The organism is Halomonas sp. A11-A (genome assembly GCF_003182195.1).
GTDB lineage: Bacteria > Pseudomonadota > Gammaproteobacteria > Pseudomonadales > Halomonadaceae > Halomonas > Halomonas alkalicola.
The window spans coordinates 1-13877 of sequence record NZ_QGTM01000025.1 but is presented as its reverse complement, the minus strand read 5'-3'; the positions used below and the strand labels follow the sequence as shown (position 1 = coordinate 13877).

At 71.7% G+C, this 13877-nt stretch carries 13 protein-coding genes; 6 read left to right on the top strand and 7 right to left on the bottom strand.

Going from position 1 to position 13877, the window contains the following annotated elements; translation table 11 throughout:
* The first annotated feature begins 4 nt into the window (after nt 1-4).
* Together DER72_RS13415 and DER72_RS13410 are read left to right on the top strand one after the other, a co-directional pair.
* On the top strand, nt 5-1984 hold the full coding sequence (locus tag DER72_RS13415; RefSeq protein ID WP_110070495.1) for a M1 family metallopeptidase: 1980 nt from the start codon (nt 5-7) through the stop codon (nt 1982-1984).
* Nucleotides 1985-2064: 80 nt separating this feature from the next.
* Entirely contained in the window at nt 2065-2457 is a 393-nt protein-coding gene (locus DER72_RS13410) for a glutaredoxin (protein ID WP_110070494.1), read from the top strand.
* A 58-nt stretch (nt 2458-2515) separates the two neighbouring features.
* Here the strand turns inward: DER72_RS13410 and DER72_RS13405 are convergent, their stop codons facing one another.
* The 7 genes from DER72_RS13405 to DER72_RS13380 all read right to left on the bottom strand — a co-directional run bounded on the left by DER72_RS13405 (nt 2516) and on the right by DER72_RS13380 (nt 11575).
* On the bottom strand, nt 2516-3538 hold the full coding sequence (locus DER72_RS13405; protein WP_110070493.1) for an ABC transporter ATP-binding protein: 1023 nt from the start codon (nt 3536-3538) through the stop codon (nt 2516-2518).
* Nucleotides 3531-4565, bottom strand: a complete 1035-nt coding sequence (locus DER72_RS13400; protein WP_110070492.1) for an ABC transporter ATP-binding protein — start codon at nt 4563-4565, stop codon at nt 3531-3533. The genes DER72_RS13405 and DER72_RS13400 overlap by 8 nt, the downstream gene beginning before the upstream one ends.
* Nucleotides 4565-5905, bottom strand: a complete 1341-nt coding sequence (locus DER72_RS13395) for an ABC transporter permease (RefSeq protein ID WP_110070491.1) — start codon at nt 5903-5905, stop codon at nt 4565-4567. Before DER72_RS13395 ends, DER72_RS13400 begins: the two co-directional genes overlap by 1 nt.
* Nucleotides 5902-6642, bottom strand: coding sequence for an ABC transporter permease (locus DER72_RS16495; protein WP_258306308.1), 741 nt, complete (start codon nt 6640-6642; stop codon nt 5902-5904). Before DER72_RS16495 ends, DER72_RS13395 begins: the two co-directional genes overlap by 4 nt.
* 38 nt (nt 6643-6680) lie before the next feature.
* Nucleotides 6681-9302: an ABC transporter substrate-binding protein gene (locus tag DER72_RS13390; protein ID WP_219983294.1), complete on the bottom strand. Its 2622-nt coding sequence runs from the start codon at nt 9300-9302 to the stop codon at nt 6681-6683.
* A gap of 88 nt (nt 9303-9390) precedes the next feature.
* Nucleotides 9391-10596: a methyltransferase gene (locus DER72_RS13385; RefSeq protein ID WP_249322295.1), complete on the bottom strand. Its 1206-nt coding sequence runs from the start codon at nt 10594-10596 to the stop codon at nt 9391-9393.
* 10 nt (nt 10597-10606) lie between these two features.
* Nucleotides 10607-11575 carry a DUF523 and DUF1722 domain-containing protein gene (locus tag DER72_RS13380; protein WP_110070489.1) on the bottom strand — a complete coding sequence of 323 codons (969 nt, stop codon included), beginning with the start codon at nt 11573-11575 and terminating at the stop codon, nt 10607-10609.
* A 146-nt stretch (nt 11576-11721) separates the two neighbouring features.
* Between DER72_RS13380 and DER72_RS13375 the strand changes: the two genes are divergently transcribed.
* From DER72_RS13375 to DER72_RS13360, 4 genes are all read left to right on the top strand, one after another.
* The gene (locus DER72_RS13375; protein ID WP_110070488.1) at nt 11722-12045 is read left to right on the top strand and encodes a hypothetical protein; all 324 of its coding nucleotides are present in this window, start codon (nt 11722-11724) and stop codon (nt 12043-12045) included.
* 101 nt (nt 12046-12146) lie between these two features.
* On the top strand, nt 12147-12425 hold the full coding sequence (locus DER72_RS13370; RefSeq protein WP_110070487.1) for a peptidylprolyl isomerase: 279 nt from the start codon (nt 12147-12149) through the stop codon (nt 12423-12425).
* A gap of 129 nt (nt 12426-12554) precedes the next feature.
* Nucleotides 12555-13496 (top strand): ABC transporter ATP-binding protein, encoded by a 942-nt coding sequence (locus tag DER72_RS13365; protein WP_110070486.1) that lies wholly within the window; start codon nt 12555-12557, stop codon nt 13494-13496.
* Nucleotides 13493-13877 (top strand): ABC transporter permease (locus tag DER72_RS13360; protein ID WP_258306306.1); only part of this gene is annotated, 385 nt, incomplete at its 3' end. The genes DER72_RS13365 and DER72_RS13360, both read left to right, overlap by 4 nt.

Sequence of the window (13877 nt, the reverse complement as noted above, 5' to 3'; positions counted from 1 at the left end):
ATCCATGGCGACAACGGGCCTGCCCCGCTGCCGCTCGCCTCTGGCCTGGGCCCTGCTCGGCGCGCTGCTGGCCGGTCCCGCCTGGGGGGAGGCGCTCGGTCCCGAGCGCCGGCTGACACTGCACCTCGATCCCGCCGAGCGAAGCCTCGCCGGCGAACTGGTGCAGCCGCTGCCCGACGGCGGGCGCTTCGCGCTGCTCGACGGGCTCGATGTCCGCGAGGCCCACTGCGGCGAGCGGACGCTCCCGCTGGCGCGGGACCGCGAGGGCCGCTGGGTGGTACCGGCCTGTTCGGCGCCGATGCTCACCCTGCGCTGGCAGGGGACGCTGCCCGAGGCGGGACGGGAGACGCGCCACGCCATCGCCGAGGCCGGCACCTTCCTGCCCACCCGGGGCGGCTGGTATCCCCACCTGGTGGAGGAGGCCGGGCCGCTCTCCTTCGAGGTGCATACCCCGGCCGGGCAGCGGGCGCTGGGCAGCGGCTCCCTGGTGGAGGAGCGGGCCACGCCTGAGGGTAGGCTCGCCCGCTTCCACCACCCGCGGACCCGCGAGGTGGAGCTCGCCGCCGGCCCCTGGGCCCTGCGCGAGCGCGACGTGGGCGGGGTGACCCTGCGGGTGCTCTTCCCCGAGGCGCTGGACGCCGCCTTCGGTGCGACCTACCTGGAGCGGGCGGCGCACCACCTGGCCGCCTTCCAGGCCCGGCTGGGGCGCCTGCCCTTTGCGAGCTTCAGCATCGCCGCCTCGCCGGCGCCGGTGGGGGTCGCCTTTCCCGGCTTCACGCTGCTCGGCGAGCGGGTAATCCCGCTGCCCTTCATTCCCGACACCTCGCTGCCCCACGAGATCATGCACGCCTGGTGGGGGGCCGGCGCGCTGGTGGACTACGCCGAGGGCAACTGGGCCGAGGCGCTGACCACCTACCTGGCCGACCACGCCGTGGCCGAGGCGGCCGGCGAGGATGCCGAGCTGCGCCGGGGCTGGCTGCGCGACCTCGCTGCGCTGCCCGCCGTCCACGAGCCGACCCTGCGCGACTTCCGCGGCGGCCCGGACCCCGCCGGCCGACTGATCGGCTACCAGCACGGCGCCCTGCTCTTTCACATGCTGCGAAAGCGCCTGGGCGACGCCGCCTTCGACGCCGCCCTGGTCGCCTTCGCCGGGCGCTGGATGCACCGCACCGCCGACTGGCAGGCCCTGGAGGCCGCCTTCAGCGAGGCGGCGGGCGAGGAGCTCGCCCCCTTCTTCGCCGCCTGGCGCGACCGCCCCGGCCGCCCGGCGCTGGCCCTGGAGGAGGTACGCTTCGAGGCCGAACCGGACGGCGGCTGGCTGCATGGCGTGCTGGTCCAGCGGGGCGAGCACGCCCCCTGGCCGATGAGCGTGCCCCTGGTGGTGGACACGGACGCGGGGCCGGTGACCCTGACCCAGCGCATGGAGAGCGCGCGCCAGCCCTTCGCCCTGCCGCTGGCGGGGCCCCCGCGGGCGCTCGAGATGGACCCCGACGCCGAGCTGCTGCGCCACCCCGGCGCGCTGCCCAGCGTGCTGCGCCGGTTGCTGCTCGACCCCGACACCCGGCTGGTGGCGCTGACGCCCGGCCGCACGGCGGAGCTGGAGGCGCTGGCCAGCCGGGCCCTGGGCCGCCGGCTCGCGTCGCTGCCCGCCGAGGAGGCACTGGATGGCGAGTGGGAGACCCTCGCGCCGCTGCTGGTGGTGGGCACCACCGACGAGGTCGTCGCATGGCGCCGGGAGCGCGGCCTCGCCGCCCCGCCCCGGGAGGGGCTGGAAGAGGCCGGTCGCGCAAGGGTCTGGATGCATCCGGGGCACCCCATCGGCCTGCTCAGCGGAGACGACGCCGAGGGCCTGGCCATGCTCGCCGCCCGACTGCGCCACCATGGCCAGCGCAGCCACCTGGTGCTGGGCGAGGACGGCGAGACCCGTGACGCCGACACCTGGCCGGCAGAGGAAAATCCGCTGCGCATCGAGTGGGAGGAGTAGCCGTCGGGGATGGCCAGCCGCCGCCCAGACAGGCATCATGGGCGCCGTTTCCTTCACCATTCCCGAGGTCACTTCCCCCGATGCGTATCATCATCCGCACCTTCTTCCGCGGCCTGCGCCTGGTGCTGGCGCCGGTCGTGCTGATCGCCGAGAAGCTCTCCACCCCGAAGTCCATCGAGCGCAGCCCGGAGGCCCAGGCCGAGGTCGACAGCGCCTGCGAGAACCTCGCGCTCTACCAGTTCCGCACCTGCCCCTTCTGCGTCAAGGTGCGCAAGGAGATCGCCCGCCTGGGCCTGCCCATCGAGGTGCGCGACGCCCAGCTCGACCCCGATCACCGCAAGGCCCTGGCCGAGGGCGGCGGGCGCATCAAGGTGCCCTGCCTGAAGATCGCCCACGACGACGGCCGCGAGGAGTGGCTCTACGAGTCCGACGCCATCAACGCCTGGCTGCACCAGCGCTTCGGCGCCGCCTGACCCATGTCGCCGGCCCCCAGCGCCTGATGACCACCATCTGATGACCATCGCCTGGACGCTATCGTCCAGGCCCTGCCGCCTGCGCCTCTCCCTCGCCGCCCGGCTGATGCAGCCAGCAGGCGGCGCCGTGGTCCGGGCGCGGCATGAACTCCGGGGGCACCTCCCGGTCGCATAGCCCCGCCATGGCCTGGGGGCAGCGCGGATGGAAGCGACACCCGGCCGGCGGGTCGATCAGGCTTGGCGGCTCGCCGGCAGGCACCTCGCGCAGGCGGGTGGCGTTGGCGGCGTCCGGGTCGGAGAGCGCGGCCAAAAGGGCCCGAGTGTAGGGGTGCTGGGGGGCGTCGAGCAGGTCGTCCACCGGAGCGCTCTCCACTACCTTGCCGGCATAGAGCACGAAGATGCGCTCGGCATAGTGACGCACCGTGGCCAGGTCGTGGGTCACGAAGGCCAGCGTCAGCCCCCGCTCGCGCTGGATGCCGCGCAGCAGCTCCAGGATCTCCACCCGCACCGAAGCGTCGAGCATCGACACCGGCTCGTCGGCGATCACCAGCGCCGGCTCGAGGATCAGCGCCCGGGCGATCACCACCCGCTGCTGCTGGCCGCCGCTGAGCATATGCGGGAACTTGCCGAGGAACTCCTCCACCGGCGTCAGCCGCACCTCCGCGAGCGCCGCGCGAATGCGCCGCTCGCGCTCGGCGCGATCCGTCACGCCGTGGATCTTGAGCGGCTCGGCGAGGATGCGCCGCACGTCCAGGAAGGGCGGCAGCGCCCCGAAGGGGTCCTGCTGCACATAGCCCACCCGGGCCCGCCACGCCTTGAGCGCCGCCCCCTTGAGGCCGGCCAGCGATTCCCCCTCGAAGCGCACCTCGCCCTGGGTCGGCCGGTGCAGGCCCAGCAGGGTTCGTACCAGGGAGCTCTTGCCGCAGCCCGACTCGCCGACGAAGGCCACCGCCTCGCCGCGGGCCAGGGTGAAGCTGACATCGTCGACCGCCCGCACCGCCCCCACCCGCAGGAAGCCCCACTGACGCAGCTCGAACCAGGTGTGCAGGCCATGGGCCTCCACCAGCGGCGTCTCAGCCATGCTCACCTCCCCCGCTCGGCGCATGCAGCCAGCAGCGCACCCGATGGCGGCTTTCGCTCGCCCCTTCACCCGCTGCCTCCCGTGCGCCCCCTCCCGGAACAAACGCCGAGGGCGACGCGTCGCAGCGGGCGAAGCGCTCGGGGCAGCGCGCGGCGAAGCGGCAGCCGGTTGGCGGGTCGAGCAGGCTCGGCGGCTGGCCGGGAATGGCCCGCGGGCGCTCGCGCTCGTGGAGCCGCGGCACGCTTTTCATCAGCAGGCGCGAATAGGGGTGGGCCGGCTCGGCGAAAAAGCGCGCCGCGCTGCACGCCTCCACCAGCTCGCCGGCATACATCAGCGCCACCCGATCGGCCAGCTCGCTGGAGGTGGCCACGTCGTGGGTGATCAGGATGAAACTGGTGCCCTGCTGCGCCTTGATCTCCTTCAGCACGTTCATGATCGCCGCCTGGGTCAGCACGTCCAGCGCCGAGGTGGGCTCGTCGAGGATCACCAGCTCCGGCTCCGCCACCAGCGCCATGGCCAGCACCGCCCGCTGGCGCATGCCGCCGGAGAGCTCGAAGGGGTAGCGGGCCATGAAGTCCAGCGGCAGCCCCACCCGCTGGAACACCTCGGCGGCACGCTCGAGCGCCCGGCGCCGAGGCCAGCGCTTCAGCTCGCGCAGCGGCTCGGCCACCTGCTCGCCCACCTTCACCACCGGGTTCAGGGCGTTCATGGAGGCCTGCATCACCAGCGCCATGCGCGACCACTGCACCTCGCGGCGAAAGCGCTCGTCGGAGAGCTCGCTGATCGGGGCATCGCCCAGGCTAACCCGGCCGCTGTGGTGGGCCAGGTTGCGCGGCAGCAGGCGCATCAGCGCCCTGGCCAGCGAGCTCTTGCCGCAGCCCGACTCGCCGAGGATCACCAGCGCCTCACCGCGCTTCACGTCGAAGCTCACCCCGTCCACGGCGCGCACCGCGCCGCCGCGGGTACGGTAGTGCAGCGCCAGCTCCTCGACGCGAAGCAGGGTCTCGCCTGCCGTCGTCCCTGCCATCACAGGCTCCTCAGTCGTGGATTGAAGACCCGGTCCAGGGCGAAGCCGAGCATGGCGAAGCCGAGGCCGGTGAGCATCAGCAGGATCGCCGGGGCCACCACCCAGTAGACGTAGCCGTTGTAGAGCGCGCTCTGGGACTGGGCGTCGTTGAGCACCTTGCCCCAGGTGGGCAGCTCGGGGTCGCCCAGCCCCAGCACCGCCAGCGACGCCTCCAGGAAGACGAAGGTGGGGATCAGGGTCACGAAGGTGGGGATCAGCACCGGCAGGATGCGCGGCAGCATGTAGCGCATGACGATGCGCAGGTCCGAGGCCCCGTAGGCGAGTGCGGCCTCGATGTAGGGCGCCTCGCGGATTGGCAGCAGCATGGCGCGGTAGGTCTTGATGCCGGCGCTGAAGATGCCGAGCAGCACCACCACCCCGAGCATCAGCCAGATGCTGGTGGAGTAGAGGGTGCCCACCATCACCAGGATCGGCAGCACCGGCAGGATCATGTTGACCTCGGTGAGGCGCTGGATCACCGCGTCCACCCAGCCGCGGTACCAGACCCCCACGGCGGCGATCACCAGGGTGGTCAGGGTGGTGCCCACCGCGGCGATCAGCCCGAAGGCAAGCGCCACCGGGGTGCCCCACAGCAGCGCCAGGCTGAGGTCGCGGCGCTGGTGGTCGGTGCCGGCGATGCCGTGGACCCGGCCGTAGAGCACCAACTCGGCCTCGAGCCCGGCCTGCTCGTCGAACACCACCGCATCGAGCAGCAGCCGATAGCTGCCCTTCAGCACCTCGGGCTCCCCCTCCACCAGGGGGGCGCTCAGCAGGCCGATATGGGGCGCCAGGCCACCCAGCCGCCGCTCGAGGCCGCGGTCCTGGGAGATCGAGACGCGCTCCTGGCGGCCGACCCGATAGCCGCCCAGGGCCACCTCGCGGCCGTCCGGGGCCTCCCAGGTGAGCCGCACGAAGGGCGCGCGAGCGTGCCCCTCTGCGGCGAGGAAGAGATTGATCTCGCTGGGAAAGCCCCCGTAGGCGTAGTCGAATTCCAGCGGGATCTGCAGCCGCCGCCCGCCCGGAAAGGGCACCTCCTCGACCTCGGCGGCATGGCTGGCCACCGTCAGGGTGCGGGCAGCGTTGCCGCCGCGCAGGCGGTCGACCCAGGCCGGCGAGGCGTTGACCGGGTGACGCTGCCACATCTCGCTGCCCCGCCAGCGCTCCAGGGCCTCGCCGTAGGGAATCACCAGCGGCGTGGCGAGGGCCACGGCGCCGAGCAGCAGAATGATCAGGACGCCCAGCAGCGCCGAGGGGTAGCGGGCCAGCTCCCGCCAGCCCCTGCGCTCTGTCGCGGCACTCATCGGCGGCCTCCCTTTACCCGCACCCGCGGGTCGAGCAGCGCATAGAGGATATCGAGCAGGAACACGGTCGCCGCCAGCAGGTAGGCGAAGATCACCACCCCGCCGATGATCACCGGCGTATCGCGGTGGCCGATGGCCTGGAACAGCAGCGAGCCGAGCCCGGGCCAGTTGAACACCTGCTCGAGGATGATCGCCCCGCTCCACAGGCCGATCAGCATCAGCATGAAGCTGGTGATGATGGGCGACAGCGCCGGGCGCAATATGTAGCGACGCTCGATGCGCCGCGACGAGAGCCCCTTGGCGCGGGCCATCTCCACGTAGTCCTCGCTGGAGTGGATCAGGAAGAAGGTGCGCCAGGAGTAGATGGAGACGAAGATCGAGGAGAGGAACATGGCGGCCACCGGCAGCAGCATGTGGCGCGCAAGGCTCGCCGCGTACGCGAGCCGGCCCTCCGGCGGCGGCGCGGTGACCATGCCCCCGGCGGGCAGCAACGGGAACAGGAAGGCCAGCAGCAGGATCAGGAAGATGCCGTAGAACCAGCCCGGTGCCGCCGAGCTCGGCGCCAGCGCGATCACCGTACGGTCCAGGGCGCTGCCGTAGCGCCGAGACAGCGAGAGGGCGGCGAACACCGCGGTGAAGAAGACCAGCAGGTTGGCGGTGCCGAACAGCAGCAGGGTCGCCGGCAGCCGCTCGGTGATGATGTCGCGCACCTCCCGGGAGCCGCGATCGCTGTGCATCTGCTCGGCGCGCCCCAGGTCCAGGCTCATGGCCCGCTTCAGGTAGTCGAGGCTGCGCACCACGAAGGGCTGGTCGAGGCGCAGCCGCTCCACCTCCAGGGCCACCTGGCGTGCCACCAGGGCGTTGCGCTCCTCGCCGGGCATGTCGAAGAAGGCCGGGTCGGCGCGCACCGTCTCGACCAGGCTGTTGGCGCCGCTGCCGAGGGCCGCCAGGGCCTCGGCGTCCAGCAGCACCCGCCACTCGCCGTCGCCCAGCGGCCTGGCCTGGCCTGGCCGCGATGGGCAAGCGCCCCCTGGCCGTCGAACAGCAGGTAGCTCACCTCCTGGACGTCGGCCTCGGGATAGGGCTCGCCCTCCACGGTCAGGCTGAGGCGAAACTCGGCGGCCTCGTGCCCCTCCGCGCCGCCGGCCGCCAGGCCATTGCGAGCCCTCGGGCCTACCGCCTCCACCACCAGGGGACCATCGAGCACCAGCTCCGGAATGGGCGCCGTGCTCAGGCCGAGCCAGCGGTCGGCGGGGTCGCGATACCCCTCGAAGCGGCGCAGCACCACGCTGCCCTCCACGGGATGCACCGAGTGCAGCCGATAGGGTCCGCTGCCCACCCAGAAGTGGCCGAAGGCCCCGTGCCAGGCCGCGAGGGCCTCCAGGCGCCGCTCGCGCTCGCCCGGCGCGATCCACTCGCCCATGGCCACCTCGTGGGGCAGCTCGCTGGCCTCCCTGGCCTGCTCCAGCAACCGTGCCAGTGCCGGCAGGCTGGGGCCGGCCACCAGACTCAGCCAGTCGACCCGGTGGCGATCGGCCTTGTTGGAGGAGAAGGCCAGCTCGCCGCGGCGCTCGCCGAGAATGCCCAGCATCAGCACGTGCCAGGGCAGCGGGCTCGGCGCCCGGGCGGCGACGATGCTCTCGGCATCGGGGAAGATCTGGTCGCTGTAGACCTCGATCACCAGGGGCTCGGTGGAGAGGATCCGCCAGCCGCGGAAGTGACGGCGGAAGGCCTCGAAGGTGGCCAGGTGGGCCGGGTCGAAGAGCGGGCTCGTCTCGCTTGCGCGCTCGAAGTCGAGAATCCAGGGCAGCACGAAGTCCGCGGGCGTCAGCCAGGAGCCGTCATGCCAGCGATGTGCGAACAGATCATCGTCGTAGTGGACCCGCACCCGGGTGCGGGCGGTGAGCCCCTCGGGGTGGGCCTCCTCGGCGGTGATGAAGCGTCCGTAGAGCACATCCCAGTCGACCCAGGCGTCATCGGGCACCGGGATCTGCGCTTCGCGGGTCACTGTCAGCCAGTCGAGGGTCTGCTCCACCGGCACGCCCTGCTCCACCGCCACCTCGGCGCGGGCGATGCGCTGGGGGTGGTAGAGCCCGGTGTAGGGGTCGGGCAGCACCACGGGGTCCTGGGTGGCGCGGGTGATCATGCGGTCGAAGGCCCAGTTGCTGCCGGCCACCGGGTTCCAGGGCTCGCCCAGCAGCCCCGGTAGCCCCACCACCATGCGCCCGCCGAGGCGGTCGGTGTAGCGCAGGGTGTAGGGCCACAGCGCGGAGCCGGAGACACCGCCGGCCAGATCCGCGGCCACCTCGACGTTGGCGGCCCGCGCCGAGGCGTTGAGCTGGTCCACCAGCCACACCCGGGAGGAGTCCGCCAGGGCCAGCGCCAGGGCCTCGGCCATCATCGCCTGGCGCTCCTCCCAGCTTCGATAGTCGCGCCGGGAGAGCCGATCGGCGAGCGCATCGAACTCGGGCGCAGGGCGGTAGGCCTGCCACAGCGGCTCGGCGCGCCCGCGGGGGGTGTAGTAGAAGCTGAAGTTGTCGGCCTGGTCGCGCTGGATCACGATGGAGATCCAGGCGCCGGTATAGAGGTGCCAGTGGCCGGCGGCGGGATCCGTGGCGATCCACAGCCGCGAGGCCTCCTCGGCGGTGCGGTAGCGCCGTTCCACCTCGAAGCCGAGTTCCTGCAGCAGGTTGGCGAGGTAGTCCCCCACCCGGCGGCGCTCGTCCTCGGTGCGGATCAGCAGGCGCAGGCGCACCCGTTCGCCGCGCCAGGTCCAGCGCCCACCCTCGCGCTCGGCGCCCAGCTCCCGCATGCCGGCATCGATGGCGGCGCGGGCCCGCTCGGGGTCGTGGGCATAGTAGAGCTCCAGCGCCCGGGCCACCTCGGCGAGCCGCGAGTAGTCGGGAAAGGCGGTGGAGAGCGGCAGGGTGCGCGGCACGGCCAGGCCGCCATAGAGCTCCTCGGCCACGTGGCGACGGTCGATCAGCCAGTTGAGCGCCTCGCGGATCTCGGGCAGGGCGAAGGGGTTGAGGCTGCCGTCGGCAAGGACCGGCCCGGCGGGGTTGAGGGTCAGCTCGCTGGAGGTGCCGAAGGCCAGGTCATGATCGGCATGGACGGAGTCGCGCAGCCGGTTGACCACCGTGGGGCTCGAGATCCCCTGGCTGAAGAGCTGGTGACTGCCCGACTCGATCAGCCCGGTGACCCGGCCGATATCGGTCTCGCGCAGGAAGACGATCTCGTCGAGCAGTGCCCCGCGCCGCCCGGCCAAGGCCTCGCGGTCGAGCTCGACGTCCAGGCGCGGCGGCTCCCGCCCGGGCCTGTCCCCCGCTGGCCACAGCGCCACCCCCACTGCCGCGGCCAACAGCAGCGCGCTGATGCCGAGTCCCACGCCTCTCATGATGTCATCCCTGCTTCCGACCAGGCCTCAGGGCTACACTTTGACCGAGCCGGGGCAGCGAGGAAACCGCGCCGCAGCGGTCGGCGTTTCAACGCTTGCGCCCGCGCAGCACCAGGTTGCGAGGGGTGAGCTCCCGGGGACAGAAGGTGCCGAGCTCCACCGCATAGCCGGCCTCCTCCAGGAAGGCCGCACGATCCAGCGCCAGCCACACCTCCAGGGGGCGGCGGAAGAGGTGGCGGGCGAGTTCCAGGCGGGCGACCTCCCGCTGGCGCCGCCAGCCGGCGTCCTCGTGGGCGCGCCAGTCGACCCCCGCGGGCAGCGCGATGCCCTTCTGCTGCGCCGCCCAGTGGCAGAAGCCCTCGAAGGTCTCGGGCATCTGGCCGTAGGCGAGGCTCGGCACCGGCAGGTAGGCATCGACACCTCGCACCTCCCGCTGCAGCCGATCGAAGCCGAGGCGCCAGGCGCCGGCCCGCTCCCGGTGGCGCTGCACGCCACGGGGGGCGGTGACCGTCTCCTGCACGGCCAGAGCCAGGTCATCCCGTTCGAGCACCAGGCCCCGGGCCTCGGCGAGGGCGCGCCCCCTGGTGGAAAGCGGCCGGTAGCGGTCGTCCGCGGTGCGCTGGTAGCAGCAGGGCGCCAGGGTCACGGCACTGCCCGCCGCCGCGGCGAGCGTGAGCAGCCGACGATGCAGGTCGCCGCAGGCGTGCAGCGCCGCCACCCGTGTCCGGTCGTCCAGCCACGCCGCGGCGTTCTCGGCCATGACGTCCTGCTCCCGCAGCGTCACCCGAGCGCCCTGCCGCTGGGCCAGGGCGCGGCCCGCCTCGCACAGCGCCGGCTGCCACTCCAGGGCGGTCACCTCGATGCCATGATGCCGCGACAGGGCCCGGGCCAGGTGCCCCTTGCCGGCGCACCACTCCACCAGCGACTCGGCCTGGGCGACCTCGACCTGGGGCAGAAAGGCCTGTACCTGGCGCCACTTGCGCCCCCCCACCTGTTCTCCCCAGGCCTCGGGCAGTTCCTCGGCCAGTACCCCGCCCTGCTCCGCCATCGCCGGCAGGGCCACCAGCCAAGCCAGCTCATCCACGGGCAGCCAGGCGGCCAGGGGGGAGTCCGTGAAGGGGTCCTCCTGCAGACGCGCCACCTCGGCGTCAGTGAGCGCCAGCAGCGCCTCGGCAAGCCCCGGCCAGCGCGCCTGCCAGGGCAGCCGCGGGTGCTGGAAGGGCAGGCAGCGCCACAGCGACTGCCATTCGGCCAACCGTTCGGCCAGGCCGGTGAAGCGTTCGAGGTGCGTCATGGGCAAGGGGTCAGATGGCATTGCGGAGCCCCAGCTCATAGGGGTGCGGGTCCAGGTAGGTCTGGCGGCGGATATACTCCGAGCCGTGGCGCTTCAGGTAGTGCGCCAGCAGGCGGATCGGCACCGCCAGGGCCACATGCCCCTGGCGATACTCCTCGATGGCGGCGAGCAGGTCCTGGCGTGTCTCGCCGTCCAGGGCCTCCTTGAGGTAGCCGAAGACGTGCATCAGGGCGTTGGTGTGGGTCTTGCGGGTGGCGGGGCGGGCCAGGGCCGCCATGAAGCGCTGCAGGTAGTGGTCCATCGCCTCCGCCAGGGGGCGGGCGTGGGCCTCGGCCAGGTAGCGACCGAGCTCGCGATAGGCCTCCACGTGATGGGCCATCAGCAGGTATTTCTGGCGGCTGTGGAACTGCAGCAGCTGGTGGTAGCTGGGGTGCGCCTCCACGTGGCGCTTCCAGTCGTCGAGGGCGTAGACCCGGGTGATGAAGTTCTCGCGCAGCACGGCGTCGTTCATGCGCGCCTCCTCCTCCAGCGGCAGCGTCGGGAAGTGGCGTTTCAGCGCCCGCACGAAGGCGCCGGCGTCGGAGTGACTGGGCATGCCGTTGGCGCCATAGACCTTGACCCGCTCGAGCCCGCAGCTCGGGGAGCCCTTCATCAGGATGAAGCCTCGCAGGTGACGATGGCGCGCGATGAACTCATCGCTCACCGCCGCCAGCCTGTCGGTGACGTCGAGGCTGGGGTCCACGGTACCCACCACCCGGGGCGCCTCGCCGGGCGCGCCCACCAGGCGGATGGGCTCCCGGGGCACGCCGAGCCCCGCCGCCAGCTCCGGACAGAAGGGCTCGAAGGCGAAGCGCTCACCGAGCACCTCCAGGCAGTAGCGCGACCGCTTGTGGCCGCCGTTGTAACGCACCTGCTCGCCCATCAGGCAGGCACTGATCCCCACCGGAATGCCCGCCCCGTTCGACACCGCCTCGCTCATGCTCGCCTCCCTCGATCATCGCTGCGGGGGGTGACGCCCCGCCATTGAGACATGATTGTGACACGACGGCCGCCGCCCGGCATGGTGCCCGGCGGTGTGATATAACGCGCAATCGGGATTCCATCGTTGCCCACAGGGAGGATGCCATGGGCCGCTTCGTCTTCACTCTCGCCATGCTCGCCGGCCTGGCCTACGCCGGCCTTTATGTCTATTACGGCCATGCCGCCCGGCAGGCCATCGAGGAGCAGCTGGAGGCCCGCGGGCTGACGGCCATCGAGGTGCAGAGCCTCGACTACGGGCTGCTCGCGCCGGTGAGCCAGGCGGCACAGGTCGCCGTCGGCATCCGCTATCGCGGCGCCGAGGCCACCCTCGACGTTCGCGTGCTCGGCCATCCGCTCTTCTCGGACGAGGTCCGCCTGGAACTGGATGGCCTGCAGGCCCTGCGACTCAGCATCGGGCTGGGGGGCTGAGCCGGGGTTGCGGCCTGCCCCCGGGGCAGGGTCATGCTATCCTCGCCGTGACCGGCCGGCGCCCCCGCTGGCCCCCGAGAGCCAACCTTCAGGAGACTTCCATGGCCAAGGCAACCGCGCGTCATATTCTGGTGAACAGCAAGGAGAAGTGCGAGGCCCTCAAGGCCGAGATCGAGGGCGGTCGCGACTTCGCCGAGGTGGCCCGCGAGAACTCCACCTGCCCCTCCAGCCGCCAGGGCGGCGACCTCGGCAGCTTCGGCCCGGGCCAGATGGTCCGCGAGTTCGACGAGGTGGTCTTCTCCGGCGAGCTGAACAAGGTGCACGGCCCGGTGAAGACCCAGTTCGGCTACCACCTGCTGGAGATCACCAGCCGCAGCTGATCGCCTGCCGTGCTGGATGACGCCGCGCATGGGCCACCCTGCGCGGCTTTTTTCTTGTACAAGCCCTGTATCATACGGAGAGTCGCGCTAGGATGGAGAGCATCATCGAACCCGCCACAGGAGCCAGGCATGAGTGATTCCCCGGTCATCGCGGTCGAGCGGCTCTCGAAGGCCTATGCCGGCGGCTTCGAGGCCCTCAGGGAGGTCAACCTCGAGATCCGGCGGGGCGAGATCTTCGCCCTGCTGGGCCCCAACGGGGCGGGCAAGACCACCCTGATCAGCGTGATCTGCGGCCTGGTCAATGCCACCTCGGGGCGGGTGCTGGTGGACGGACACGACAACGTCCGCGACTTCCGCGCCGCCCGGCAGCGGATCGGCCTGGTGCCCCAGGAGCTGACCAACGAGGCCTTCGTCACCGTGTGGGACACCGTCAGCTTCAGCCGCGGGCTCTTCGGCAAGGGCAAGGACCCGGCCCATATCGAGGCGGTGCTGCGCTCGCTGTCGCTGTGGGAGAAGCGCCACAACCGCCTGATCACCCTCTCCGGCGGCATGAAGCGCCGGGTGCTGATCGCCAAGGCCCTGGCCCACGAGCCGGAGATCCTGTTCCTGGACGAGCCCACCGCCGGGGTCGACGTGGAGCTGCGCCGCGACATGTGGGAGGTGGTGCGCCAGCTGCGCGACAGCGGCGTGACCATCATCCTCACCACCCACTACATCGAGGAGGCCGAGGAGATGGCCGACCGCATCGGCGTGATCCGCCGCGGCGAACTGGTGCTGGTGGAGGAGAAGCACGCCCTGATGCGCAAGCTCGGCAGCAAGGAGCTGACCCTGCACCTGCGCGAGCCCCTGGCGACGCTGCCCGACGCCCTCGCCCGCCACGGGCTGGCCCTGGCCGAGGAGGGCCACGCCCTGGTCTACACCTACGATGCCAACGAACCCGACGAGGACCAGGCCGGCATCGCCGAGCTGCTCGCCGACCTGGAGGCCGCCGGCATCGGCTTCAAGGACCTGCACACCCGCCAGAGCTCCCTGGAGGAGATCTTCGTCAGCCTGGTCAAGGAGACGGCATGAACCTGCAGTCCGTGAAGACCCTCTATCTCGCCGAGATGGCGCGCAGCCTGCGCACCGTACTGCAGAGCATCGTCTCGCCGGTGATCTCCACCTCGCTCTACTTCGTGGTGTTCGGCGCGGCCATCGGCACGCGGATCAGCGAGGTCAACGGCGTGAGCTACGGCGCCTTCATCGTGCCCGGGCTGATCATGCTGATGCTGCTGACCCAGAGCGTCTCCAACGCCTCCTTCGGGATCTTCTTCCCGCGCTTCTCGGGATCGATCTACGAAATCCTCTCGGCGCCCATCTCCTGGTATGGATTGACCTGTCAAGGGGTCGGTTGCCTCTGTCGAATATGGTCGTCCTCAATGCCTTCGGATCAGGAAGCGAGGGGCTATCAGC